A 24,759-nucleotide genomic window follows, 5' to 3' on the forward strand; every position below is an offset into this window, starting at 1 on the left:
CGGACCGGCAGCCGTCATGCCTTCACGCTGCGTTTATTTCCACAACGCACAACGCGTCTGCGCCTTGGTCGTGAACGCCTGCTCGCCGGGAATCGTCGCCATGATCTTGTAGTAGTCCCACGGCTCCTTCGATTCAGCCGGCGTCTTCACCTGCATCAGGTACATGTCGTGAATCATGCTGCCGTCCTCGCGGATGTAGCCCTTCGCGTAGAAGTCGTCGATCTTGGTCTTGCGCAACTGGGCCATCACCTTGTCGGTGTCGGTCGAACCGACTGCCTTCACCGCGTTCAGGTACGTCATGGTCGCGGAGTAGTCGGCGGCCTGCAGGCTCGACGGCATCTTCTTCGTCTTGTCGAAGTAGCGTTGCGCCCACTTGCGCGTCTCGGGACTCTTGTTCCAGTACCAGCTATCCGTCAGCACCAGACCTTGCGTGGTTTCCAGACCCAGGCTGTGCACGTCGTCGATGAACATCAGCAGCGCAGCCAGCTTCATCGTCTTGGTCAGGCCGAATTCCTTCGCGGCCTTGATCGAGTTGACCGTGTCGCCGCCCGCGTTCGCGAGGCCGAGAATCTGTGCTTTCGATGCTTGCGCCTGCAACAGGAACGACGAGAAGTCCGACGCCGACAACGGTGCGCGCACTGCGCCGAGCACCTGCCCGCCGTTCGCCTTCACGACGTCCGAGGTCGCCTTTTCAAGCGCCTTGCCAAATGCGTAGTCGGCGGTCAGGAAGTACCACGTCTTGCCGCCCTGCTTCGTTACCGCGGAGCCCGTGCCGTTGGCGAGCGCGGTGGTGTCGTACGCGTAGTGGATCGTGTACGGCGTGCATTGCTCGTTGGTCAGCGTGTCGGCACCCGCGCCGATGTTGATGTAGACCTTGTGCTTCTCACCCGCCACCGTGTTCATCGACAAACCCGTTGCCGAGTTCGTGCCGCCGATCAGCATGTCCACGCCGTCACGGTCGAACCACTCACGCGCGCGCGATGCGGCGATATCCGCCTTGTTCTGGTGATCCGCGTAGACCAGCGTGATCGGCTTGCCGTTGACCTTGCCGCCGAAGTCGGCAATCGCCATGCGGATCGCCTCCAGCCCGCCCGGTCCGTCGATGTCCGCGTAGAGCCCCGAAAGATCGGTGATGTAGCCGATCTTCACTGCGTCGTCGGCCGCTTGCGCGCTGCCCAACGTAGACGCGGTAAGCGCGGCGCCCGCAGCAACCGCAAAACAGAGGGAGGTAAGCCGCGCGAGTGGGTTCTTTTTCATTCGTGTCTCCTGTTTCTTCGCTTGTGGTTATCAGAGGCTGATGAGAGGCTGGTGAAAGCCTGACAGGCAATCAGACGCGTTTTTATACGCCCAGTAAATCGTGCAACACCGGCATCTTTCCTTCGAGCTCAGCCGCCCCGAAGTGCTCGACGATCGCACCGTGCTCCATCACGTAAAAGCGGTCGGCAAGCGGCGCCGCGAAGCGAAAATTCTGTTCGACCATCACGATCGTGTAGCCGCGCGACTTCAGCGTGATGATCATCCGCGCGAGGGCCTGGACGATGACCGGCGCTAGCCCTTCCGAGATTTCGTCGAGCAGCAGCAGGCTCGCGCCGGTGCGCAGAATGCGCGCGACCGCGAGCATCTGCTGTTCGCCGCCCGACAAACGCGTGCCCTGGCTCATCCGCCGTTCCTGCAGGTTCGGAAACATCGAATAGATTTCTTCGAGCGACATCATGTGCGCCTTGTCGCCGACCGGCGGCGGCAATAGTAGATTTTCCTCGCACGAGAGGCTCGAAAAAATGCCCCGTTCTTCCGGGCAATAACCGATGCCGCAATGCGCGATGCGATGCGTCGGCAGGTTGATGGTCTCGCGTCCGCCAATGCGGATCGACCCCGTGCGCCGCCCCGTCAATCCCATGATCGCGCGCAACGTGGTGGTGCGGCCCGCGCCATTGCGACCGAGCAGCGTGACCACTTCGCCGCGGTTCACCGTCAGATCGACGCCGTGCAAAATGTGGGATTCACCGTACCAGGCCTGCAGACCCGCAATATCCAGCGCGGGTGCGCCGTTGTCCGCCCCGCTCACTTCAAGGCCTTCGCGCTCAACGATCGTGTTCATCAGTGGGCTCCGGCGAGCGACGCGTCGGCGCTGCCCATGTAGGCCTGCATCACCAGCGCGTTCTTCGACACCTCGGCATAGCTGCCCTCGGCGAGCACTTCGCCACGTTGCAATACGGTAATCGTGTCGGAGATACCGGCGATCACATTCATGTTGTGCTCGACCATCAGAATCGTGCGGCCACTCGATACTTTTTTGATCAGCGCCGTGACGCGGTCGACATCCTCGTGGCCCATGCCTTGCGTCGGTTCGTCGAGCAGCATCAGTTCCGGTTCCATCGCGAGCGTGGTGGCGATTTCCAGCGCGCGCTTGCGGCCGTATGAAAGTTCGACCGTCGGGACATCGGCGAAATCGGTCAAACCGACCTGGGTCAGAAGATCCATCGCGCGATCGTTCAATCGGCGCAAAGTGCATTCGCTTTTCCAGAAATGAAACTCGGTGCCAAGCGAGCGCTGCAAACCGATTCGCACGTTCTGCAATGCCGTCAGATGCGGAAACACTGCGGAAATCTGGAAGGAACGGATGATGCCGCGCCGCGCGATTTGCGCCGGACGTTCACGCGTAATGTCGACGCCGTTGAAGACGATCTGACCCGCAGTCGGCGTGAGAAATTTGGTGAGCAGATTGAAGCAGGTGGTTTTCCCGGCACCGTTGGGGCCGATCAGCGCATGGATCGAGCCACGGCGCACGCGCAGGTTCACACCGTTCACGGCGATGAAGCCTTTGAACTCACGGGTAAGACCGCGCGTTTCGAGAATCGTATCGCCGAGAATCATGTTCCCTTCCATACGGAGTGAGGCGAAGCACTACGATCTTCCGCGCAAAGTTCTGCGCGACTTTTTTATGACGGCGGCACCCCATGCCGCTCGTTGGCGTGCTGCACCAATCCGGACGGTAATCCATGATGCGACACGCAGCCTGGCTGCCATTGTCGCGCCAATGATGCAGCGCATTCATTGGGATTTGCACTTAGTGGGGATGGCTGTTTCAGACGCGGCCAGGGCGCTACCCGAGCAGCAAAGACGCGTGTGAGACATCGGCCGGACGCGTCTGGCCGATGTCTCACACGGTGAATCGTGTCACTCTGCCGTGCCTGTCATACAGCGGACATCGAAGGCGTGGAGCTGGTCTGCGCCGACACACTGCCGGCCACGCGCGCGCGACGATCTTCGCGGATCATCTCGCTCGCGCGCTCGGCGATCATCAGCGTGGGCGAGTTCGTGTTGCCCGACGTGATGGTCGGCATGACCGACGCGTCCACCACGCGCAGTCCGTCAACCCCGATAACTCGTAGACGGTTATCGACGACAGCGGCCGGGTCGTCGCTCGTGCCCATCCGGCAGGTGCCGACCGGATGAAAGATCGTCGTGCCGACTGCACCGGCGGCCTGCTGCAATTCCTCTTCGGTTTGATACTGGATGCCCGGCAAAATCTCCTGCGGCCGATAACGCGCAAGCGCGGGCGCCGCAGCGATTCGGCGCGTGAGACGCAGCGCATTGGCGGCAACATGCCGGTCGTAATCGGTAGAGAGATAGTTCGGCGCGATCAACGGCGGCGCAGATGCATCGGCGGATTCGATGTGGATGCTGCCGCGCGAAGTTGGCCGCAACTGACAGACCGACGCCGTAAACGCATTGAACCGATGCAGCGGCTCGCCGAAGCGATCGAGCGAAAGCGGCTGCACGTGGTACTCGAGATCGGGACGCGTGAGCGAGCGATCGTCGGGATCGGATTTGGCGAACGCACCGAGTTGCGAAGGCGACATCGACATCGGGCCGCTTTGAAACAGCGCGTACTCGACGCCGATCATCAGCTTGCCCCACCAATGCGCGGACGCGGTGTTGAGCGTACGCACGCCATCGACCTTATACGCCATGCGCAATTGCAAATGGTCCTGCAGATTTTCGCCGACACCCCGCAGGTCCTTCACCACCTCGATGCCCAGATTTTGCAGACGCGCGCCATTGCCGATCCCGGACAATTCGAGCAATTGCGGCGAGTTGACCGCACCCGAGCTGAGGATGACTTCGCAACGAGCTTTGGCGAGATAGTCGGTGTTATCGCCGCGATATTCGACACCTGTGCAGCGGCGTCCTTCGAACACGACGCGCTGAGTATGCGCGCCGGTAATGACCGTCAGATTCGGGCGTTTAAGCGCGGGACGCAAAAACGCTTTCGACGCGTTCCAGCGAATTCCGCGTTTCTGGTTGACATCGAAATAGCCGACGCCGGTGTTGTCGCCGCGATTGAAATCGTCCGTTGCCGGAATGCCGTTCTGTTGCGCAGCTTGTGAAAACTCTTCGAGAATCTTCCACTTGAGACGCTGCTTTTCAACGCGCCACGGACCACCCGCGCCATGCGATTCGCTCGCGCCGGCATGATGATCTTCGCTGCGCTTGAAGACCGGCAACACGGAATTCCATGACCACGAAGCGTCGTTGGTGACGCGGGCCCATTCGTCATAATCTTCACGCTGGCCGCGCATATAGATCATGCCGTTGATCGACGAACTGCCGCCCAATACGCGTCCACGCGGATATGAAAGCGCGCGTCCGTTCAAGCCCGCTTCCGGCTGCGTTTTATAAAGCCAGTCCGTGCGTGGATTGCCGATGCAGTAAAGGTAGCCGACCGGTACGTGAATCCAGTGGTAATCGTCTTTACCGCCTGCTTCGAGCAAAAGTACCTGTATGTCCGGATCTTCGGTGAGGCGATTGGCGAGCACGCAACCTGCGGTGCCCGCGCCGACAATGATGTAATCGAATTCGCCTTCGAGCCGCCGCGATGCTGCTGGCGAACTTTCGGTGTGGCTCATCGTTTCGTCTCCATAGCTTTTTTGCTGCGATCCGCGTGATGTTCACGCGGCCGCATCGTCAGGCTTTAATTATGTTTCTACCGCTGCGTTCGATGACGCTTCTAACGCTATTTGGCAACCGGCATCGTAAATTCCGCGCCCTTCGCGATGCTGTCCGGCCAGCGCTGCATGATGCTCTTATAGCGCGTGTAAAAACGCACGCCCTCTTCGCCATAAGCATGGTGATCGCCGAATAGCGACTTCTTCCATCCGCCGAAAGAATGCCAGGCCATCGGCACCGGAATCGGCACGTTGATACCCACCATGCCAATCTGGATCTGCCGCGAAAATGCACGCGCTACGCCGCCGTCGGAGGTAAACAACGACACGCCATTCGCAAATTCATTCGAGTTGATCAGCTCGACTGCCGACGCGAAATCGGGCACGCGCACCACGCACAGCACCGGCCCAAAAATCTCCTCGCGATAAATTTTCATATCGGTCGATACATCGTCGAACAGCGTGCCGCCGAGAAAGAATCCTTTCTCGTGACCGGCCACCTGGTGCCCTCTTCCGTCGACCACCAGTTTCGCGCCGGCCTCGACGCCGGAGTCGATGTAGCCCACCACTTTGTCGCGATGCACGGCAGTCACGAGCGGCCCCATTTCCGCCGCCGATTCCATCCCGTTGAGTACCTTCAGGCTCTTCACGCGCGGCGTGAGGCGCTCGATCAGTTCATCGGCGATATGGCCCACCGCGACCGCGACGGAGATCGCCATGCAACGCTCACCCGCCGAACCGTATGCCGCGCCGATCAATGCATCGACAGCCTGATCGAGATCGGCGTCGGGCATCACGACAAGGTGATTCTTCGCCCCGCCCAAAGCCTGCACGCGCTTGCCGTGTTTCGTGCCTTCTGTGTAGATGTATTCGGCAATCGGCGTCGAGCCGACAAACGACAACGCGCTGACGTCCGGGTGCACAAGCAATGCATCGACCGCGACCTTATCGCCGTGTACGACGTTGAACACGCCGTCGGGCAAACCGGCTTCCTTGAGCAGTTCCGCGAGACGATTCGAGCACGACGGGTCGCGCTCCGATGGCTTCAACACAAACGTATTGCCGCAAGCAATTGCGACGGGGAACATCCAGCACGGCACCATCATCGGGAAGTTGAACGGCGTAATGCCGGCGACCACGCCGAGCGGCTGACGCAGATTCCAGTTGTCGATGCCGCCGCCGATCTGATCGGTGAAATCGGTCTTCAACAGATTCGGAATGCCGCACGCGAATTCGACGATCTCGATGCCGCGCATCACCTCGCCCTTCGCGTCCGAGAACACTTTGCCGTGCTCGCGCGTGATCAGTTCGGCGAGTTCGTCGTGGTGACGGTCGAGCAATTCCTTGAACTTGAATAGCACACGCGCCCGCTTGATCGGCGCCGTTTCGCTCCATGCGGGAAATGCAGCGTTGGCAGCGGCGACTGCCGCGTCCACTTCGGCGACACTCGCCAGCGGCACGCGTGCGCTCACGCTGCCGAGCGCGGGATTGAAGACGTCGCCGAAACGGCCGCTGGTGCCGTCCACAGCGCGTCCGTTGATGATGTGAGTCAGCGCGCGCGCGCTCGCCGCGCTACGCACGGCGTCGTCCTGATATGTCTCGCTCATATGTGTCCTCTTCCTGTGGAGTCTTCCGCCCGGCGCTCACAAAGCGGCGAAGGCGTGCTGAACGGCAAGCGTACGGCGCTTCGGGGCGGCAAATCCAATGAGTAATGCTCAACAGCGCTATAAGCCGCGCTAATATCAGGATATGGATCTGACACTGCTCCGGGCTTTCATCACCGTCGCGCGCGAGGGCAATCTCACGCGTGCTGCGGTGCAACTACATCTGACGCAACCGGCCGTCAGCCTGCAAATCAAGCACTTGCAGGAAACACTCGGCGTGACGCTGTTCACGCGGACTTCACACGGGCTGACCCTCACGCGCGATGGCCAGGCGTTGCTGCCGCACGCCGAACGCGCGCTTGGCGCAGCAGCTGACGTGCAGCGCGCCGCGCAATCGCTGCGTCACGAAGTACGGGGACGGTTGCGGATCGGCACGATCCTCGACCCGGCTTTCTTGCGGCTGGGCGGCTTCCTGAAGCAACTGGTGGAGACGTGGCCGTCGATCGAAACCGCGTTGAGGCACGGCATGTCGGGCTGGGTGCTGGAGCAGATTCGCGCGGGCGAGCTGGATGTCGGCTACTACATCGGCCTGCCGTCCGACGACGATACGCGCGACGGCCCCGCGTTTCACGCGGTCACGCTCACTCATTTCCAGTATCGCGTGCTGGCTCCGGCGGGCTGGAAAGACCGCGTCAAAGGTGCGCGCGACTGGCGTTCGCTCGCCGCGCTGCCGTGGATCTGGACGCCGCCTGCGTCCGCGCATAACAGATTGTTGTCGCGCTGCTTCGGTGATGCGGGCGTGAAGCCGGTCAAAGTGGCCGAAGTGGATCAGGAGCCGTCGATGCTCGATCTGGTCAAATCGGGCGTGGGCCTCACGCTCGCCCGCGACGCCACCGCGATTGCCGAAGCGCATGCGCACGCGTTGACCATCGTCGAAGGCATCACTGTGCCGACCCAGCTCAGCTTCGTCACCCTCGACGAACGCAAGGACGAACCTGCGATAGCCGCCGCGCTCAAGCTGATCGAACAGCAATGGGCCACCTGAGGGAAAACGTGGACGCCGACAACGCCGCCGTGAAACTACACCGTCACGCAGTTTTTGTTAGATTGGTGGTTCGCGCTCTCACGCCGGCTCTGCATTAATCCCGTTTCGCATGACTTTGTCTCTCTGGCAGCTTCGCGTCGTAATCCCGGAAGCTGCCGTCCCTCCCTTTTCCACAGGAACCTGACATGGCACGCAACATCGAAATCAAAGCCCGCGCCCAGCACTTCGACCAGTTGCGCGAACGCGCCGCGAAGCTCGCGCCCGATGCGCCGCTGATCTTCCGCCAGCAGGATTTTTTCTACGATGTCCCGCGCGGTCGCCTGAAGCTGCGCCAGTTCGACGACGGCACGCCCGCCGAGCTGATTTTCTATCAGCGCGATGACCGCGACGGCCCGAAGGCGTCGTACTACACGCGCAGCCCCGTGACCAATCCCGAAGCGATGCATGCACTGCTCGCCACCGCGCTGACCACCCGCGGCATCGTCACGAAGGAACGTCACGTGTACCTAACCGGACGCACGCGGATTCATCTGGACCGGGTCGACGGACTGGGCGATTTCGTGGAACTCGAAGTCGTGCTTGCCCAGGACGACGACGAGGAAGGCGGCCATGCCGAGGCCCACGCAATGTTCGAAACCCTTGGCGTGTCTGAATCGGATCTGGTGGCCGTGGCCTATGTCGATATGCTGAATCTGGAAGGCGAGCCTAAGCAGGCGGCTTGACCTGAGGCTCGCATCCTGGCTCTGAAGCGCGTGGCGGAGTAAACGTTTCGCGCGGACCAGAGCTAACGCTGCAGGCCCGCAGCGTCAGACCGGAGCCGCACCCGGCGACAGATGCGCAAGCGGCAGCGGCCCGTTGCGCTTGAACGTGGTCAGCACGATGTTCGAGCGCACGCTGTCGACGCCTGGCACGCGCATCAGTTTCTTCATCACAAAGGTCGACAGATAATTCAGATCGGGCGCGACGATGCGTAACAAATAATCGGCGTCGCCCACCACCGCGTGACATTCCAGCACTTCGGGCAGCACGTCGATTTGCTGCTGGAATTGTTCGATGATCGAATCGCCGTGGTGCTTCAGTTTCAGACTCGTAAAAGCGGTGACGCCGAGCCCGAGTTTCTCCGGCCGCAACACGACGCGATAGCCGTCTACAACCCCTACCTGCTCCAGCCGCTGCAAACGCCGGCCAATCTGAGACGGCGACAGCGGCACCTCCTCAGCCAGTTGCTGATGGGTGGCCCGGCCAAAGCGCTGAAGGACATTCAACAGCGCGAGATCGAAGTGATCGAGTTCCAGCATGACAGCTATCCGCATTTAATCGACTATTAATGCACGATTATTGCATACACGATCACATACACGCCACTATTGCGCCCTTACCGCACGCTTGCCGCTCTACACTTGCATCACCGTTTTCCACTCGCCGAGCGCAGCAGTCATGTCCACCAGCACCGCCAACACCGTCAAGCTGAAAGAGCAATTCGACGCCGGTCTCGAAACCCGCGCCGATTTCACCATCGATCAGCCCACCGAACGCTACGGCGCTGTCGACCACGCGGTGTGGCAACAGCTTTATGCGCGTCAGACGGCGCTGCTCAAAGGCCGCGTGTGCGACGAGTTTCTGGCGGGCGTCGAGCGTATTGGCATGCCGGCGGACCGCGTGCCTTCCTTCGATGAAATCAACGCGAAGCTCACGCCCGCGACCGGCTGGCAAATCGTCGCCGTGCCGGGCCTCGTGCCTGATCAGGTGTTTTTCGAGCATCTGGCGAATCGCCGTTTTCCCGTCACGTGGTGGATGCGCCGTCCCGACCAGCTCGATTATCTGCAAGAACCGGACTGTTTCCACGACCTGTTCGGTCACGTGCCGCTGCTGATCAACCCCGTGTTCGCCGACTACATGCATGCGTACGGACGCGCTGCGCTGGCCGCCAACGATGCCGGCGCACTGCCTCTACTCGCGCGGCTTTATTGGTACACAGTTGAGTTCGGGCTGATCCGCGACGCAGCCAGTCCAAACGGTGTGAAAATCTACGGAGCGGGCATCGTGTCGAGCAAGGGAGAGACGCTATACAGCCAGCAGAGCGGCGCTCCGAACCGGCTCGGCTTCGATCTGGAACGCGTGATGCGCACGCGTTATCGCATCGACACGTTCCAGAAAACCTACTTCGTCATCGATGACTTCGCGCAGCTATTCGGTGTCGCCCAAACCGATTTTGCGCCGCTGCTGGAGAAGCTCGCCGCTGAACCCGCGTTGATGGCCGGTGACGTGCTCGACGACGATCGCGTCATCACGCGCGGCTCGCAGGATGGCTGGCAGGCCGACGGCGATATCTGAAACGCAGCACGCGAACCATGCACCGCACGCTGCGCAGCGAGTTGGGTGCATCCGTGAAAAAATAGTGAACGCGCACTCCCGCTGACGTGCATACGCAGCACGTTGTCCCTATCGACGAGGCATCGCCATGATTCAGAAACTGACCACCGAAGAACGCGCCACCAAACTCGCCTCGTTGAGCGACTGGCAAGTGCTGAAGGACCGCGACGCAATCCAGCGCAAGCTGCAGTTTGCCGACTTCAACGAAGCATTCGGCTTCATGACGCGGGTGGCGATCAAGGCGCAGGAAATGGATCACCACCCGGAGTGGTTCAACGTGTACAACAAGGTGGAGATTACGTTGTCCACGCACGAGGCCAACGGCCTGACCGAGCGCGACATCAAACTCGCGTCGTTCATCGACAGTATTACAGCGTAATACAGGAAATTTGCGCCCTTGCTGGCGTGCTAATCCGCCACGCATCGAACAATTGACCGGAAATGAAAGGGCAATGCAGGTTATCCCTCGGCCAAACCTTCAGTTCTACAGGCTATTCTTAAGGCTTACGTAAACTTCCCACGCTTGCCTGGCAAACCCGTCTAAACGATCCGGTGATAGCGTCTGCTGACGCTGTACAATCAGCAGCGCATACGGCTTGGAGAGCGCGCTTGCCTCCTTGCACAGAACGAGTTCGTCACCGCTTGAAGGTGAGCGGGCGCGCCAGAAGTTGATCGCGGCTTCCAGTTCGTGGATGGTTATTTCGGACATGACTTCGCGGTTGCCTTGCGCGCAACATGGCGGCTCGATGGCTGCTTCGTGGCCCGTTCCCGTCCTTGTGGCACGGCCACCCGCACGCTGCCTGTGCAGCAGGCGCCCCGGCGAACCGCTTGCCCAAACGCCTAAACCCATTGTACTTGAGCGAAATCCATGCGACTCCTTCTGATCGAAGATGACCGCCCCATCGCACGCGGCATCCAAAGCAGTCTCGAACAAGCCGGCTTCACCGTCGACATGGTCCACGACGGCATTTTCGCCGAGCAGGCCCTCACGCAAAACCGCCATGAGCTGGTGATTCTCGATCTGGGCTTGCCCGGTATCGACGGCATGACGTTGCTCTCGCGTTTCCGCCAGAGCAATCGCCATACGCCGGTCATCATCCTCACCGCGCGCGACGAGTTGAACGACCGTGTCCAGGGCCTGAATTCCGGTGCCGACGACTACATGCTGAAGCCGTTCGAACCCACCGAACTCGAAGCACGCATTCGCGCCGTGATGCGCCGCAGCGGTCCGCACGGCGATATGCCGCGTCCGGAAGTGTCGCTGGGCGGTGTGCGTCTGTCGGGCGTCGATCGCCGCATTTTCAATGACGACAAGCCGCTCGAATTGTCGCCGCGAGAATTCGCAGTGCTCGAAATGCTGCTGCTGCGCCATGGCCGCGTGGTCAGCAAGGCGCAGCTGCAAGACCATCTGACGCATTTCGGCGGCGATCTCGGCGACACCGCGATCGAAGTCTACGTGCACCGGGTGCGTAAAAAGCTCGAAAGCTGCCGTGTGGAAATCGTCACGGTGCGTGGCTTCGGTTATCTGTTGCAGGAAATCCGTCAAGCCGCATAATCGTCGTGAAGGCCGCCTACGAACTTCGTGGCGGCCTGACGGTGCCGGGCCGGCGCCGCGCACGTATTGCCTACGTGCTGTGCAATTCGCCGGCATCGGCGAAATTTAGCGGCGCCTCGCGCCGTAGCCCTCTTCCCGCGCGTTCGATCATGCCCCAGCCGGCCGCCAATAGTCTGCGCCGCACGCTGCTGCGGCGCCTCGCTGCACCCCTTTCGCTGCTCGCGCTGATGAGCGGCCTGATCGCTTACTGGCTGGCGTGGCAATACACGCAGCATGTCGTCGACCGCTCGCTCGCCGACCTCGCCACCGCGATTTCCAAGCAGATCCAGATTGCCGGTCCCGATGCCAAAGTGACCGTGCCACCGCTCGCGCAAGCCATGTTCTCCGATCCGGTCGAACAACTCGTCTACCGGATCAGCAACGGCGAATCAGAAATTGCCGGCGACTCCAGTCTGCCGCTGCAAGGCACCAGCGTGCGTCGTATGCATTACGCGTACGTGTTCGAGACCGAGCATCAGGGTACGACCGTGCGAGTCGCGCAGGTGCGGGTCGATCAGCCCATGGGCAACCCGATCGTGATCGAAGTCGGTCAGCCGGTGCATCACCGGTTTCGAATCGCCGCCGAGTTCCTCGTCGCGATCATGATGCCGCTGCTGCTTCTGCTGCTGGCGGGCTGGGTGATCGTGTGGCGCGTCGTCAACCAGCAGCTCAATCCACTGACCGATCTCGCGGATTCGCTGAACCGGCAAACTCACACATCGCTCGAACCGGTCGATGAAACCTACGTGCCGGTCGAAATCCGGCCACTCACGGGCGCACTGAATGCGCTGCTCGATCGTTTGAAAACCGCGCTCGACGGCCAGCGCAAATTCATCGCCGATGCCGCGCATCAACTGCGCACGCCGCTGACCGCCGTCAAGCTGCATGCCGAACAGGCGGCCACTGCGCGCGATCCGCAGCAGACCCTCGTGGCCGTGCGCGAGTTGCGGGCGGCGGCCGACCGCGCGGTGCGTCTGTCGAATCAGTTGTTGTCGCTGGCACGCGCCGAGCCGGGCGAACAGGCTGCGCGCTTCGTCAATGTGGACATGTCCGCGCTCGCGTTCGACACCGGCGCGGAATGGGTGCCGCGCGCGTTGTCATTCCATGTCGACCTCGGTTTCCAGCGGCTCGACGACCCGGCCAACGATCATCCGCTGATGGCGCGCGGCAATCCTGTGCTGCTGCACGAAGTGATCGCCAATCTGCTGGATAACGCGTTGAAGTATGTGCCGCCGTCGCGCTTCGACGGCGGGCGCATCACGGTGACGGTGTCGCAAACGGTCATCGACGATGTGCGCATGGCAGAGATCATCGTGGAAGACAACGGGCCGGGCGTGCCGCGCGCTCAGCAGGCGGATCTGTTCAAGCGGTTTTTCCGCGGCGACGGTCAGGCCGAAGCAGGCGTGGATAGCGGTGCCGGTCTGGGACTCGCGATCGTCCACGACATCATGGTGCTGCATCGCGGCAGCGTGCATTACGAAGATGCGCCGGAAGGCGGCGCACGCTTCATCGTGCGTATTCCGTTGCTACCGGCAAGCGTTCAGAGCGAGCCTGCGCGAATCGACGCCCCGCGACCGGCAAAAAAATCGGCGCACTCGGCGCCGGTGGATATCTAACGTATTGCGATTCAAAACGGGCTGCTTCGCGTACGCTCATGCTCTCGCTGATAACAGCGTCAGCCCATGAGCAACGCCAGCAGCCCGCGCGTCACTTCTTCTTTGCCTTTTTCGCCGACGTTTTGGCTTCCGACACCTTGGCTTTCTTCGCCGACTTTCCGGCTTTCCCCTCGCCCTTCTCTTTCTCCGGCGGCGCCAGCATCGTGCCGCGGCACTTGCGCGCGCCGCAACGGCATTCATATTCCTTCTTCAGCTTTTTCGTCTGACGCGCGTCGATCACGAGGCCGTAGTCGTAAAAGACTTCCTCGCCCTCGGCGATATCGCGCAACGCATGCACGTACACGTGACCGTCGATTTCCTCGGCTTCGCAGTTCGGCGCGCACGAGTGGTTGATCCAGCGCGCACTGTTGCCGTCCACTTTGCCGTCGATCACCTTGCCGCTATCCAGCGCAAAGTAGAACGTGTGATTCGGTTCGGCCGGATTGTGCGGATGGCGGCGCAATGCTTCTTTCCAGGAGATCCGCTCGCCTTTGTATTCGATCAGCCGTTCGCCGGCCGCAATCGGTTCGAGGGCAAACACGCCTTTGCCGTGCACACCCGAACGGCGCACGGCGATCCTGCGTGAACTCATTGAATGAATCCTTGTGAAGAACTGGGGATGAAGTCCGGCAGCCGCCTGAGATGCCCGCGTCTGACGCGCTGCTTTTTCCTGACGCCAATAGCAAACGCGGCGCCCTGCGAGCGCCGCGTCGACTTGCGACGCACGTGCGCCACATCCGGCATCCTACACGCTCAAGACAGCTTCCTTCAACCGTCAAAAGGACGCATTCATGCAAGCCGTCCGGGCCGCTTCAACGTTGTCCGAACGAAATATCGCCGAACAGCGCTTTTTGCTCGCGCGGCTGCGAACGCCAGTATTGCGGCGGCGCTTCGACCGTCGCGCCGAGTTGCGCCGCGGCGTGCCACGGCCAGCGCGGGTTGTACAACAACGCGCGGGCCAGCGCGATCAGATCGGCGTCGCCCGCTTCGATCAGTTGCTCGGCATGCAGCGGATCGGTGATCAGGCCGACGCCGATCGTGGTCAGCCCGGTTGCCTGTTTGACCGCCTTCGCAAACGGGATCTGATAGCCGGGTTCAAGCGGGATTTTCTGCAACGGCGATACACCGCCCGACGACACGTCAATCCAGTCGCAGCCGCGTTTTTTCAGCTCCTGCGAAAACGCGATGGTGTCCGCAAGCGTCCAGCCGCCTTCGACCCAATCGGTTGCCGACACGCGCACGCCGACCGGTTTGTCGGCGGGAAATGCAGCGCGCACGATATCGAATATTTCGAGCGGAAAACGCATACGATTTTCGAGCGAGCCGCCGTAATCGTCGTCGCGCTGATTGGCGATCGGCGACAGGAATTGATGCAGCAGATAGCCGTGTGCGGCATGCACTTCTACAGCGTCGATGCCGATGCGCGCAGCGCGTCGTGCAGACGCCGCAAACGCCTCGCGGATCCGGTTCAGCCCGGCGGTATCGAGCGCAAGCGGCGGCTCCTCACCGGCCTTATGCGGCAACGCAGACGGCGCGTGCGGCAACCAGCCACCCTGCGACACCGGAATCAACTGACCGCCTTCCCAAGGCACGTGGCTCGACGCCTTGCGCCCCGCGTGCGACAACTGCATCGCCACCTTGATCGACGAATGTTTGCGGATCGCGGCCAGTACGGGCACGAGCGCGGCTTCGGTCGCGTCATCCCACAAACCGAGATCGCCGGGGGTGATGCGGCCGTCCGGCTCGACCGAGGTCGCCTCGATGCACAGCAGTCCAGCACCCGACAACGCGAGACTGCCGAGGTGGATCATGTGCCATGCCGTGGCCTCGCCGCGTTCGGCGGAATACTGGCACATCGGGGATACGACGATACGATTGGGAAGCGTCACGCTACGCAGCGTGAGCGAAGAGAAAAGCGCGCTCATGGATGTCGCCCAGTAGAAACCCGAGAGCGATCGAGCATAGCACCGTGGGCGGTTTACTGCATGTCAGCGCCCGTCAAGGCGTCGGGCTGCCCGATTTCGCTTCCACCTGATCGAGCCATTCGGCAAACATCTTGCGGGTCGCGGTTTCGAGCGCCGGACCGAATTGCGCGGTCTCGGCACGCAACTGCCGTGCATCGATACCGTGGCCGGCAAGCTCTCCCGCATTGCCGATCAGCCAGGGTTCGAACCGGTCGGTCCGAATCTCTGGATGACACTGCAAACCCAGTACGTGATCGCCCCACGCAAACGCCTGGTTTTCGCAGGCGGGCGTCGACGCGAGACGGGTAGCCTGATCGGGCAGATCGAAGGTGTCGCCATGCCAATGCAGCATGGACGTATGCGCGCCGTCGAGATGACGCACCGGCGAAGCGCGGCCGGCATCGGTCAGCGTGAGCGGCGTCCAGCCGATTTCGGTATGTCCTGCGGGATAAACCCGTGCGCCGAGCGCACGCGCGACAAGCTGCGCGCCGAGGCAGATGCCGAGCGTCGGCAACCCTGCCGCTATGCGCTTCTCGATCATTGAGAGCAACGGCACGAGCGTGGGATATAGCGCGTCGTCGGTTGCGCTGATCGGACCGCCAAGTACCACCATCAGCGATGCTGCGACCGGGTTCGGCGCCTCGATGCGGGCGAAACCAACATCGAGATAGCGCACGGGACGCCCGCGCTCGCCGAGCACCAGTTCGAGACTACCCAGATCCTCGAAGTGCACATGGCGAATGGCGAGAACTTCGCGATTCATCGGCCTGCCCTACTTTCAGGTTGACTAAAGACTTGCCGCGCGACTTGCCACAACACGGCGCCAGACGGCTGACAGGCGGCGTAGGCCGCCATGCCAAAGCCGGCATGGCAGTGTAGCGGATTGCCTCGAAAAGAAATCGCGTTACTGCGCGAAGATCTTCCAGGTCTTCTTCTGGGTAGCGACGTCGGCAACTTCGTACACCGAGCAGTCGAGACGCAGATTCGTGTCCGACATCTTCAAACCAAGCAGCGCGCATTGATGCGGCGTCTTTTTCGGATTCTTGCTCGGTTCGAAGTGCGAGCAGCTCAGGCACATGCGGTGCGGCGGAATCTGGCTCTGTGCTTCCAGCTGATGGATGGTTTTGAGCAGCGTGCGGTAGAACACCGCCTGCTCATCTTCACGCAACGTGCCGACAGCCTTGGACAAAAAGTCCGGCCATTGCGCAGCGCGCTTCGCAGCCGTGCGGCCACGTGCGGTCAGGCGAACTGCCAGAGCGCGGCCGTCGTCGAGCGCGCGGCGCTTTTCGACCAGACCTTTGGTTTCGAGCGTGCTGACCGCGTCGCTGGTGGTCGCGGCAGTCAAAGCCGTTTCACGGGCGATTTCGCCAAGGCGCATCGGGCCTTTGCGTTGCATCAACAAGACCAGGATTTCGCCCTGAGTCGGCGTGAGACCCGCGCCTTCCGCCCATTCCCAGGCCTGGCTCCGCATTGCCGTGCTCAATCGCAATAGGCTGTGGGTCACTCGCCCGGTTGCCTGTTCTCCGTATACGCCTTCGCTCATAATCTTCGATTGGTTTATTTGCAGCTCGGGTGCAATGCCGGAGAACTGTTCTCCGACTTCGCCCATAGCTCGTGTGGGGTAGCTTCATCCAACTGCGACGAAACGGTTTCTACTATCTCAAAAATTTACCGCCTTGCAAGCCAGCAAGGCGAAAACAACATTCTATGCGACAGCGGCGAATCGTACAGCTAACTTATCCAACGCGAGTTGTGGATAACCTCGGGAAAACGTTTGGATAGCCTGTGTACCGATTTTTTATACGTGCCTGGAACGAATTCGCCACAACCTGAATTGCCCTTGCAAACCATTGCGGATAAGGCGCTTAACCGTCTGGTTATCATTTTCGCAGCGTGTTGACTTTTCAGGGAATTATTCAGTTGTCCACAGGCAATGGCAAAACTCGTTCGACACTCCTACCGAGGTATACGTAAACTTTGCGGAAATCTGAAGGGCTGTAGGTCAGAAAATTTAATTACGAAAAAAAACCCGCACGAAGCGGGTTTCTCGACGGCCTGGCTCAAACTTGCCTCAGCGGCTACGCCCGCCATTGCAGACATTGCTGCCGCACCGCTTCGTGCAAGGACTTTTCCTGGCTGAAGACGCTGCGCAACCACGTTGCGTCATTCACCTGTCCGCGCGCGATCGCACCGATCTCCGCCAGCGCATTGCCCGAACCCAACGCTTCCGCATGCGGCGCGATCAGGTCGAGCGTTTCGAGGATGTCCTCGGAAATTGTTTTTCGTTCGCCCGTTTGCGGGTTGATGCAGGTCCCGGCGAGACCGAAGCGGCATGCTTCGAAACGGTTGAACGTGTAGACCAGATAGTCGTCTTCCTTCGGCGTGATCGGTTTGTCGAGCAGCAGATGCCGTGCAAGTGTCTGGATGTAGCACGCAATGGCGGCCGCGCGATCCACGGAAAACGGTGTGTCCATCACGCGCACTTCGATCGTGCCGAAACCGGGCTTCGGCCGGATGTCCCAGTAAAAATCTTTCATGCTGTTGACCACGCCCGTGTGGACCATCTTCGAGAAATATTCCTCGAAACTGTCCCACGTCAGCACGAACGGCGCACGGCCCGAAAGCGGAAACGCGAATACGGAATTCAGTCGTGCCGAATGAAAGCCGGTGTCCACGCCCTGCACGAACGGCGACGACGCAGACAGCGCGATGAAATGCGGAATGAAGCGCGACATCGAATGCAGCAGATACAGCGCACTGTTCGGATTCGGGCAACCGATGTGAACGTGCTGGCCAAACACCGTGAACTGCTTCGCCAGATAGCCGTACAACTCGGACAGGTACTGAAAACGCGGTGTATCGACGATCTGCCGTTCGCTCCATTGCTGGAACGGATGCGTGCCGCCGCCGCACAAACCGACGTTCAGATGATCGGCAGCCGACACCAGCGTGTCGCGAATCTTGCGCAAATCGGTGACGGCCTGCTCGTGCGTCGTGCAGATACCCGTCGACAGCTCGATCATGCTTTCGGTGATTTCCGGCGTGATGTTGCCGGGGATTTTTTCGTCCTTGATCAGACGCATCAAATCCGAGCCGGCTTTGGTCAGATCATAGTCATGCGTGTTGACGATCTGCATTTCGAGTTCGACGCCGAACGTAAACGGCTTCGAATCGATGAAGGGTTCGAGTGACATAGCGTCCCCTGAGTCAGGTCGGCCGGGAATGTGTCACATACCCGGCCGTTTTTTGAATCGAATAAGTTGAATCTTGCTGGTCAAACTTCAGGCAACGAAGCGCTTCAAAGCTGCTTTAAAGCCACGGCTTTAAGCCACTGCTAAGCCACGGCTTTAAGCTCCGTTAACCACCGCTGACGACCGCCTACTCTTCGCGCCGTTCGGCCACCACCGCGAGGCTGCGGTAAACGAGCCACGGCCCGAGAATCTGCAGCACGAAAATCGAACACATGACGATGGCGCGCAGTTGCGGATCGAAATTCGGATACAGGTTGTAAGTGTCGTCCACCAGCAGATACGCGAGCGCCGACATCGGCGATAACGACAAACCGAGCGCGACCCCCTGCTTCCAGTTCAATCCGCTCGGTTTGGCAAATGCCAGCACGCCGACGAGTTTCGCCACCAGCCGAGCAACGATCAGACCCAGCGCCGCGACACCGCCAAGCGCGATGTCTTTCCATTCAAACGAAGTCAGCGTGAGCACAAACAGAATCACGGTCAACAGCCAGCCGGCCGTGCCGAAATGCTGCGGCCACAACTGCGGACGCGCCTCATGATTTTTCACGATGATGCCGGCAGCGAGTAGCGCCAGAATGGTCGACAGCTTGAACAGATGCGCGACCGCAATCGCCAGCAACACGAGACCGAACAGTGCAACGAACGAATGCTCGTCCTGCATGTTCAGGCGTCGATAGAAAAACGTGCAGGTGCGCGCCAGCAGATACGCAAGCACGAGCGAGCCGGCCAGCAGATAAAGCGGCTGCAGGATAGTTGCGAAAACGTTGCCGTAAACCTCCTGATGCAGCCAGCTCGACACGAGCTTTTCGATCACCACCGCATACATGCTGTTCAGCGCGGTGAGCGTAAGTAAACGCTGCGTGACCTGCCCTTCCGCGCGCAACTCGGTTTTCAACTGGATCATCATCGCTGGCGACGTGGCCATGGCGATCGCGGCGAGCACGGTGGCCACCATCAGCGGCACTTTCAGAAACAGCAAAACCGGAAGAACCAGCGCGAAGGTCAGCGTGGCTTCTGCAACGCTCGACAGAATCAGCCACGGATTGCGGCGAATCCAGCGCAAATCGAGCCGGCTACCCAATTCGAATAACAGTAAACCGAGTGCGACATCGAGCAGCGGCCGCGCTGCGCGCGCCGATTCTGCATCGATCACGCCGAAACCCGCGGAACCTGCTATCAGGCCAATCACTGCGTAGCCGGAGATGCGCGGTAAACGCCACGCGCGATAACAAAGTTCACCGCACAAACCGGCGGCCAGCAACGCGAGACCAGCCCAAAAAATGGCGTCGGGTGAAAGCGGCCAGGCTGGAAAAAATGAAAACGCCGAATTCATCGTGATGGGTTCTCCTTTGCAGCAACGGCAGACGACACGAACGGCGTAAACACCGGCGAACGCGTAAACGCGAGACACGTTTACCGTCGCAATCGCTTCGCGTGGCCAGCGTTGCGGTTTTTCTATGATCGGATGATCTGAATGCGCTGCAGCAGCAAGAGCCCGGCACATTCATGAGTGCCGCCTTGATTACCGGCGAGGCACGGTGAAAGAACGCCGCCGACTTTGAATCAGATTCTGATTGTCCGGCACCGTTCCGTTAACTGCGTGTGCCGCTACAGGCAGGGCACGACGCGGAAAAGAACGGCGATTGTGCCATAGCTTTTTCAGCCTCAACCGAAAACACACGAACATGCAGGCAAAACGGTAAAAACGTACGTTATCTTCACGGCAAGAGGAAAAAGCGACTTTTTTACCGCTGATGCGAGCCAACGTAAACGTGAAAGATTGACTGTCCCGTGTGTGCTTTTCGGGACATCGACGCAGAAGTTTTGCGCCGTTTTGAAGGGACGGGCTATGCCGATGAGCGCGTCTCCAGCCTCGGCTTTGCTGTTTACAGGTTTACTGTATGTATACGTAGTAACAGTTAACAAGGTGCCTCGGTTTCTGTGGATAACTCCTGTTTACCGAAATGAATCAGCGGTTTGCCGGCGGCATAACCGCATGCACAGCATGTGAGGGACCGGCGCGTATACGAGGGTAACTTTTGGCGTTTTTTGGCGGCGGCCGAGTTACCCCGTTTACGTCCACAACGGTTCCACACGACTTGCGCAGGTTAACTGCGCGGTTATCCACATGTTTCAGTGGATAACTTTTTCGCTCCGTGCGCTCGTTAACATCGGCGGTTAACTCACCGTTCCCTGCCGCAAGGCGCGCAAGAGGAAACGTGCCGGGTCGATGTCTTCTGCGAGATCGCGTTCCAGCGGCCACGGCTCGCCTTCGATCTGCGACGCAATCAGTTCCGCGCCGAGTGCCGACCAGACCAGTCCGCGAGAGCCGTATGCGAAGGCGCCGTATACGCCATCCATGCGCGGTAGATCGAGCGGCCAGGCGCCGCGTAAACGCTGCGCGTCTTCGGCCGCCTGAGCTTCGTCGGCGAGTTGGCCGATCATCGGCATGCGGTCGCTCGTCACGCAGCGAAATGCGACGCGGCCGGCCAGAGACGCCGTCTGCGCATCGTCGATCGCGCCTTCGAATGCCGGCAGCATTTGCGCGACCCGCTCCAGGTTTTCCCGATGACCGTTCGCGCGCAACGATGTTTCGGGATCGTCGAGTTCGTAGGTCGCGCCGGTTAACGTGACGCCGTCGGCAAGCGGCACCGCATAACCTTCGCCGATCACCGGTAGCGCGAGCGGGGGCACCGTCTGCGGCGGCAGCAAGCTCAATTGGCCGCGGATGCTGCGAGTCGGCGCATAGCGCAATCCGGCGATGCGCGCTGCATCGTGAGCGCTTGCGACGATTACCACCGACGCGCTGACGACCGCGTTACCGGCGGTGTCGAATACCGTCCATTGATCGCCGGATCGTTCGAGCCGGTCGACTTCTACGCCGAAGCGCCGCTCGAGATGATCGCCCGCTGCGGCCAGTTGAGCCGCGCAGAGCGACGCCGGGTCGATCCAGCCACCGTGCGGAAACAGCCATCCGCCGCGCGTGAGCGGCGTGCCCGCGAGCCGTTGAGCGTCCCCGGCCGAAACGGGCGTCACATAGTCAGGCGGATAACCGAACGCGGCGATCGCCTCGCTGATCGCGCGGGCTTCGTCGTCGTCCGCGGCGATCTGCAACAGGCCGGGGCCGCCTCGCAACAAACGATGACCCGCGCGTTCCAGTTCGGCCCAGCGCCTGAGCGCGTACAGAAAGCCCGTGCGGGTGACGCGTGACGCAACGCTGTCGTCGCGGGAAATCATGGGATGGAACACGCCGGCGGGATTGCCCGACGCATCCTGCGCGACCGACGCATGCCGTTCCAGCGACGTCACCCGCCAGCCGCGCGCCGCAAGCCGCTCGATCACCGCGCAGCCCGCGAGTCCGGCGCCGATCACCACGGCATGCCGCTCCCGCACCTCTAGCGGCGCGGGAGGCTCATAACGGCGCACCCGCCAGCGCGGCGCAAAGTGGCCAACCAGCATCGCCCGCTTCCAGCCGAATCCGTCGACCTTGCGGTATTCGAAGCCGTTCTGGGTCAGCGCGCGTTTGATGTCGCCCGCGCTGCTGTAGGTGGCGATCGTCGCGCCCTCGCCCGCCAGCCTTGCGAGCGCCTTGAAGATGGCTGGCGTCCAGATTTCGGGATTTCTGGCGGGCGAAAAACCATCCAGATAGAACGCGTCGGCGCGCAGCCGCAACGCGGGCAGGCTCTCGGCCGCGTCGGCGAAAACGAGAGTGAGCACGACGCGCCCTTCGTCGAATTCGAGCCGGTGCGTGCCGGGAACGAGCATCGGCCAGGCGTTGGCGAGCGCGTCTGCCAGTTCGGCAATCGCGGGATCGGACAGCGTCGCGGCATAAACGCTGCGCAAATCGTCGAGCGTAAAAGGATGCTTTTCCGTCGATACGAAATGCAGTCGCTCGCAGCGCGACGGATCGGCACGCCACGCGGCCCACGTCACCAGAAAGTTGATGCCCATGCCGAAGCCGGTTTCGAGCACGGTGAACGTGCGTCGGCCTTGCCACCGTTCGGGCAATGAATTGCCGCGCAGAAAAACGTAGTGAGCCTGGTCGAGACCGCCGACGGCACTGTGATAGATGTCGTTATAAAGCGGCGAAAAAGGCGTGCCGTTGTCGCGGAAAGCGAGGACGGCGGGGATCAGCGGATCGGTCATTCGCGTCGAAAAATGACGCTCGGGGAGAGCGGTCGAACGTTACCGCCAGCGCGCGCAGGTCGCCTGGCGGCGAAAAAGACGCGCGAGACGTTGGTAAAAACCAACGCCAAGCCCCGTCCCTACTGGGTTTCAGCCCTTGGTTGGGGTCGCAAAGGTGGACATATTGCAGTTTCCTTGCGATATCGCCGCCAGAACCGCCGAAATCTTCGAAACCCTTGTCCTGATTGGGTTTGCGCTGCGCTATCATAGCAAGCGCCGCGAGAGGAGCGGCAGCACGGCCGCCGGGTCTGTCAAATTCCCGGCGCTCAGGTCGGAGGGGCTCCGAAGCCGTAGCTGCTCGACGGCGCGGCCCGCGCACGTATAATCGGCGCGTTCGCGCTGTTCGTGTCAACCTAAACCAGAAAGGAACCTTAATGAACAAACAGGAACTGATCGACGCCGTCGCAGGACAGACGGGCGCCAGCAAGGCTCAAACCGGTGAAACACTGGACACGTTGCTTGAAGTGATCAAGAAGTCTGTTTCGAAGGGCGATGCAGTCCAGCTGATCGGCTTCGGTAGTTTCGGTTCGGGCAAGCGCGCGGCGCGTACGGGTCGTAATCCCAAGACCGGCGAAACCATCAAGATCCCGGCTGCCAAGACCGTCAAGTTCACGGCAGGCAAGGCGTTCAAGGACGCAGTCAACAAGCGCTAAGCAGATTACTGCCTGGCAGTTGACACCCGCCCACGGCGGGTTTTTTTTCGTCCGTACGTTTCGAATGACATGAAGGCAAGAAGCCGCGACATGCATCATCGCGGCTTCTAATATGCTTAATCGTGGCGATGCAGGATCTCGCCGTGACCATGACAGTTTTCGTCATGGTCGTGGTCGTGATTGCAGCCATGATGGTGGTGGTGATCGCCGTGATCATGGTCATGATCGTCTTCGTCGAAATCCCACGTGGGGAACGGATCGGCGAATTGCTGCCAACCTTGCGGGCCGAGCGCATATTCGTCGTCGGTCAGCAGGCATGCGTCGAACTTCGCTGTCCACCCGGCCGGATCGATGCCGACGCCGATCATCACCAGCTCCTGGCGACGGTCGCCGATGCTCATATCGTCAGGATCGCCGTACCAGTCGGCGGCGATTTCGGCCAGCAGTTCGTCGTCGCCCTCCGGCCATTCGCTGCGATCCTGCGCGGCCCACCACATACCCGCCGGACCATGCCGGCAAGCGCCGCCCGCTTGCGACAGCGAGCCGCCAATATCGTTACGCGTCGCCAGCCAGAAAAAGCCCTTGCTGCGCAGCACGCCCTTCCATTCCTGATGCAGCAGCGCCCACAACCGTTCCGGATGAAACGGCCGGCGCGCGCGATAGATGAAATTGCCGATGCCGAACTCGTCCGCTTCGCTGTGATGCGAATGGCCGTGCTCATGTTCATGTTCGTGAGCCAGCGATGTCAGCCAGCCCGGCGCACTCGCCGCTTCATCGAAATCGAAACGACCCGTGTTCACGACTTCAGCGAGCGGCACGTTGCCGAAACGGGCAACCACCTGCACCGCACGCGGATTGATGCGCGCCAGAATGCGTTGCAGTTGCGTGAGTTCGTCGGCACTAACGAGGTCGGCCTTGTTCACCACCAGCACATCACAGAACTCGATCTGCTCGATCAGCAATTCGACAAGCGTGCGGTCGTCTTCGTCGGTCGCGGCGATGCCACGTTCGGCGAGCGCGTCGGACGAACCGTAGTCGCGCAGGAAGTTGAACGCATCGACGACCGTCACCATCGTGTCGAGCCGCGCGACGTCGGACAGCGACACACCGTCGTCGTCGACGAAGCTGAATGTTTCCGCGATCGGCATGGGTTCGGCCACGCCGGTCGACTCGATCAGAATCGCATCGAAACGCTTTTCGCCGGCAAGGCGTTTGACTTCCAGCAGCAGATCGTCGCGCAGCGTGCAGCAGATACAGCCATTCGACAACTCGACGAGTTGCTCTTCGACATGGGACAGCGCCGCGGAATCGCGCACGAGCGTGGCGTCGATATTGACGGCGGCCAGATCGTTGACGATCACGGCCACGCGCAAGCCCGCGCGATTCGCGAGGATGTGATTCAGGAGCGTGGTCTTGCCGGCGCCCAGAAAACCGGAGAGCACGGTGACGGGCAGTAGCGGCTGGTTCATCGCAGTACGGAAAACAA

The 24,759-nt window shown here is 60.9% G+C and carries 22 protein-coding genes; 7 read left to right on the forward strand and 15 right to left on the reverse strand.

All coding sequences use genetic code 11. The annotated features are described in order from the left end of the window. Positions 1–33: 33 nt before the first annotated feature. The 5 genes from ABH945_RS10205 to ABH945_RS10225 all read right to left on the reverse strand — a co-directional run bounded on the left by ABH945_RS10205 (position 34) and on the right by ABH945_RS10225 (position 6,556). Positions 34–1,257 carry an ABC transporter substrate-binding protein gene (locus tag ABH945_RS10205; protein ID WP_074762554.1) on the reverse strand — a complete coding sequence of 408 codons (1,224 nt, stop codon included), beginning with the start codon at positions 1,255–1,257 and terminating at the stop codon, positions 34–36. Between the two features lie 82 nt (positions 1,258–1,339). Then, positions 1,340–2,098, reverse strand: coding sequence for an ABC transporter ATP-binding protein (locus tag ABH945_RS10210; RefSeq protein ID WP_429250483.1), 759 nt, complete (start codon positions 2,096–2,098; stop codon positions 1,340–1,342). After that, the gene (locus ABH945_RS10215) at positions 2,098–2,874 is read right to left on the reverse strand and encodes an ABC transporter ATP-binding protein (RefSeq protein WP_429250484.1); all 777 of its coding nucleotides are present in this window, start codon (positions 2,872–2,874) and stop codon (positions 2,098–2,100) included. The genes ABH945_RS10210 and ABH945_RS10215 overlap by 1 nt, the downstream gene beginning before the upstream one ends. A 320-nt stretch (positions 2,875–3,194) precedes the next feature. Continuing rightward, entirely contained in the window at positions 3,195–4,910 is a 1,716-nt protein-coding gene (locus ABH945_RS10220; protein WP_429250485.1) for a GMC family oxidoreductase, read from the reverse strand. A 107-nt stretch (positions 4,911–5,017) separates the two neighbouring features. Continuing rightward, positions 5,018–6,556 (reverse strand): CoA-acylating methylmalonate-semialdehyde dehydrogenase, encoded by a 1,539-nt coding sequence (locus tag ABH945_RS10225; protein WP_429250486.1) that lies wholly within the window; start codon positions 6,554–6,556, stop codon positions 5,018–5,020. Between the two features lie 142 nt (positions 6,557–6,698). Between ABH945_RS10225 and ABH945_RS10230 the strand changes: the two genes are divergently transcribed. Further along, positions 6,699–7,598, forward strand: coding sequence for a LysR family transcriptional regulator (locus ABH945_RS10230; protein WP_429250487.1), 900 nt, complete (start codon positions 6,699–6,701; stop codon positions 7,596–7,598). A gap of 185 nt (positions 7,599–7,783) precedes the next feature. After that, on the forward strand, positions 7,784–8,320 hold the full coding sequence (locus tag ABH945_RS10235; protein ID WP_074762561.1) for a class IV adenylate cyclase: 537 nt from the start codon (positions 7,784–7,786) through the stop codon (positions 8,318–8,320). Positions 8,321–8,404: 84 nt separating this feature from the next. On the opposite strand, the gene ABH945_RS10240 is transcribed toward ABH945_RS10235, so the two are convergent. Continuing rightward, positions 8,405–8,896: an Lrp/AsnC family transcriptional regulator gene (locus ABH945_RS10240; protein ID WP_074762562.1), complete on the reverse strand. Its 492-nt coding sequence runs from the start codon at positions 8,894–8,896 to the stop codon at positions 8,405–8,407. Between the two features lie 139 nt (positions 8,897–9,035). On the opposite strand from ABH945_RS10240, the gene phhA reads away from it, so the two are divergent. Both phhA and ABH945_RS10250 read left to right on the forward strand, forming a co-directional pair. Continuing rightward, complete coding sequence (gene phhA / locus ABH945_RS10245) at positions 9,036–9,932, forward strand: phenylalanine 4-monooxygenase (RefSeq protein ID WP_429250488.1); 897 nt, start codon at positions 9,036–9,038, stop codon at positions 9,930–9,932. 127 nt (positions 9,933–10,059) lie between these two features. After that, the gene (locus tag ABH945_RS10250; RefSeq protein WP_429250489.1) at positions 10,060–10,350 is read left to right on the forward strand and encodes a 4a-hydroxytetrahydrobiopterin dehydratase; all 291 of its coding nucleotides are present in this window, start codon (positions 10,060–10,062) and stop codon (positions 10,348–10,350) included. A gap of 105 nt (positions 10,351–10,455) precedes the next feature. Here the strand turns inward: ABH945_RS10250 and ABH945_RS10255 are convergent, their stop codons facing one another. Then, a complete protein-coding gene (locus tag ABH945_RS10255) occupies positions 10,456–10,680 on the reverse strand; it encodes a DUF3717 domain-containing protein (RefSeq protein WP_074762565.1) in 225 nt (74 codons plus the stop codon). 159 nt (positions 10,681–10,839) lie between these two features. Here ABH945_RS10255 and ABH945_RS10260 point away from each other — a divergent pair, with 159 nt between their 5' ends. Next, complete coding sequence (locus tag ABH945_RS10260) at positions 10,840–11,526, forward strand: response regulator (protein WP_007180058.1); 687 nt, start codon at positions 10,840–10,842, stop codon at positions 11,524–11,526. A gap of 149 nt (positions 11,527–11,675) precedes the next feature. Beyond that, the gene (locus ABH945_RS10265; protein ID WP_074766192.1) at positions 11,676–13,181 is read left to right on the forward strand and encodes a sensor histidine kinase; all 1,506 of its coding nucleotides are present in this window, start codon (positions 11,676–11,678) and stop codon (positions 13,179–13,181) included. A 91-nt stretch (positions 13,182–13,272) separates the two neighbouring features. On the opposite strand, the gene ABH945_RS10270 is transcribed toward ABH945_RS10265, so the two are convergent. The 7 genes from ABH945_RS10270 to mnmC all read right to left on the reverse strand — a co-directional run bounded on the left by ABH945_RS10270 (position 13,273) and on the right by mnmC (position 22,581). Then, positions 13,273–13,812 (reverse strand): SET domain-containing protein, encoded by a 540-nt coding sequence (locus ABH945_RS10270; RefSeq protein ID WP_074762566.1) that lies wholly within the window; start codon positions 13,810–13,812, stop codon positions 13,273–13,275. Between the two features lie 220 nt (positions 13,813–14,032). Next, positions 14,033–15,145 carry an NADH:flavin oxidoreductase/NADH oxidase gene (locus ABH945_RS10275; protein WP_074762567.1) on the reverse strand — a complete coding sequence of 371 codons (1,113 nt, stop codon included), beginning with the start codon at positions 15,143–15,145 and terminating at the stop codon, positions 14,033–14,035. 73 nt (positions 15,146–15,218) lie between these two features. After that, entirely contained in the window at positions 15,219–15,947 is a 729-nt protein-coding gene (locus tag ABH945_RS10280; RefSeq protein ID WP_074762568.1) for a glutamine amidotransferase, read from the reverse strand. Positions 15,948–16,088: 141 nt separating this feature from the next. Continuing rightward, complete coding sequence (locus tag ABH945_RS10285; RefSeq protein WP_074762569.1) at positions 16,089–16,727, reverse strand: MarR family winged helix-turn-helix transcriptional regulator; 639 nt, start codon at positions 16,725–16,727, stop codon at positions 16,089–16,091. A gap of 535 nt (positions 16,728–17,262) precedes the next feature. Then, positions 17,263–18,378 carry a YbdK family carboxylate-amine ligase gene (locus ABH945_RS10290; RefSeq protein WP_074762570.1) on the reverse strand — a complete coding sequence of 372 codons (1,116 nt, stop codon included), beginning with the start codon at positions 18,376–18,378 and terminating at the stop codon, positions 17,263–17,265. A 184-nt stretch (positions 18,379–18,562) separates the two neighbouring features. Next, positions 18,563–19,768, reverse strand: coding sequence for a cation:proton antiporter (locus ABH945_RS10295; RefSeq protein WP_074762571.1), 1,206 nt, complete (start codon positions 19,766–19,768; stop codon positions 18,563–18,565). An 845-nt stretch (positions 19,769–20,613) separates the two neighbouring features. Next, a complete protein-coding gene (mnmC, locus tag ABH945_RS10300; RefSeq protein WP_429250490.1) occupies positions 20,614–22,581 on the reverse strand; it encodes a bifunctional tRNA (5-methylaminomethyl-2-thiouridine)(34)-methyltransferase MnmD/FAD-dependent 5-carboxymethylaminomethyl-2-thiouridine(34) oxidoreductase MnmC in 1,968 nt (655 codons plus the stop codon). A 413-nt stretch (positions 22,582–22,994) separates the two neighbouring features. Here mnmC and ABH945_RS10305 point away from each other — a divergent pair, with 413 nt between their 5' ends. Further along, positions 22,995–23,273, forward strand: a complete 279-nt coding sequence (locus ABH945_RS10305; protein ID WP_006050811.1) for an HU family DNA-binding protein — start codon at positions 22,995–22,997, stop codon at positions 23,271–23,273. Between the two features lie 116 nt (positions 23,274–23,389). On the opposite strand, the gene ABH945_RS10310 is transcribed toward ABH945_RS10305, so the two are convergent. Continuing rightward, positions 23,390–24,742, reverse strand: a complete 1,353-nt coding sequence (locus ABH945_RS10310; protein WP_429250491.1) for a GTP-binding protein — start codon at positions 24,740–24,742, stop codon at positions 23,390–23,392. Positions 24,743–24,759: the final 17 nt, after the last annotated feature.

The sequence above is a fragment of the Paraburkholderia sp. GAS333 genome, assembly GCF_050435665.1.
GTDB lineage: Bacteria > Pseudomonadota > Gammaproteobacteria > Burkholderiales > Burkholderiaceae > Paraburkholderia > Paraburkholderia fungorum_A.

Coding starts and splice junctions, on each gene's coding strand:
- ABH945_RS10205 (WP_074762554.1), bottom strand. CDS start 1,257: ATGAAAAAGAACCCACTCGCGCGGCTTACCTCCCTCTGTTTTGCGGTT.
- ABH945_RS10210 (WP_429250483.1), bottom strand. CDS start 2,098: ATGAACACGATCGTTGAGCGCGAAGGCCTTGAAGTGAGCGGGGCGGAC.
- ABH945_RS10215 (WP_429250484.1), bottom strand. CDS start 2,874: ATGATTCTCGGCGATACGATTCTCGAAACGCGCGGTCTTACCCGTGAG.
- ABH945_RS10220 (WP_429250485.1), bottom strand. CDS start 4,910: ATGAGCCACACCGAAAGTTCGCCAGCAGCATCGCGGCGGCTCGAAGGC.
- ABH945_RS10225 (WP_429250486.1), bottom strand. CDS start 6,556: ATGAGCGAGACATATCAGGACGACGCCGTGCGTAGCGCGGCGAGCGCG.
- ABH945_RS10230 (WP_429250487.1), top strand. CDS start 6,699: ATGGATCTGACACTGCTCCGGGCTTTCATCACCGTCGCGCGCGAGGGC.
- ABH945_RS10235 (WP_074762561.1), top strand. CDS start 7,784: ATGGCACGCAACATCGAAATCAAAGCCCGCGCCCAGCACTTCGACCAG.
- ABH945_RS10240 (WP_074762562.1), bottom strand. CDS start 8,896: ATGCTGGAACTCGATCACTTCGATCTCGCGCTGTTGAATGTCCTTCAG.
- phhA (WP_429250488.1), top strand. CDS start 9,036: ATGTCCACCAGCACCGCCAACACCGTCAAGCTGAAAGAGCAATTCGAC.
- ABH945_RS10250 (WP_429250489.1), top strand. CDS start 10,060: ATGATTCAGAAACTGACCACCGAAGAACGCGCCACCAAACTCGCCTCG.
- ABH945_RS10255 (WP_074762565.1), bottom strand. CDS start 10,680: ATGTCCGAAATAACCATCCACGAACTGGAAGCCGCGATCAACTTCTGG.
- ABH945_RS10260 (WP_007180058.1), top strand. CDS start 10,840: ATGCGACTCCTTCTGATCGAAGATGACCGCCCCATCGCACGCGGCATC.
- ABH945_RS10265 (WP_074766192.1), top strand. CDS start 11,676: ATGCCCCAGCCGGCCGCCAATAGTCTGCGCCGCACGCTGCTGCGGCGC.
- ABH945_RS10270 (WP_074762566.1), bottom strand. CDS start 13,812: ATGAGTTCACGCAGGATCGCCGTGCGCCGTTCGGGTGTGCACGGCAAA.
- ABH945_RS10275 (WP_074762567.1), bottom strand. CDS start 15,145: ATGAGCGCGCTTTTCTCTTCGCTCACGCTGCGTAGCGTGACGCTTCCC.
- ABH945_RS10280 (WP_074762568.1), bottom strand. CDS start 15,947: ATGAATCGCGAAGTTCTCGCCATTCGCCATGTGCACTTCGAGGATCTG.
- ABH945_RS10285 (WP_074762569.1), bottom strand. CDS start 16,727: ATGAGCGAAGGCGTATACGGAGAACAGGCAACCGGGCGAGTGACCCAC.
- ABH945_RS10290 (WP_074762570.1), bottom strand. CDS start 18,378: ATGTCACTCGAACCCTTCATCGATTCGAAGCCGTTTACGTTCGGCGTC.
- ABH945_RS10295 (WP_074762571.1), bottom strand. CDS start 19,768: ATGAATTCGGCGTTTTCATTTTTTCCAGCCTGGCCGCTTTCACCCGAC.
- mnmC (WP_429250490.1), bottom strand. CDS start 22,581: ATGACCGATCCGCTGATCCCCGCCGTCCTCGCTTTCCGCGACAACGGC.
- ABH945_RS10305 (WP_006050811.1), top strand. CDS start 22,995: ATGAACAAACAGGAACTGATCGACGCCGTCGCAGGACAGACGGGCGCC.
- ABH945_RS10310 (WP_429250491.1), bottom strand. CDS start 24,742: ATGAACCAGCCGCTACTGCCCGTCACCGTGCTCTCCGGTTTTCTGGGC.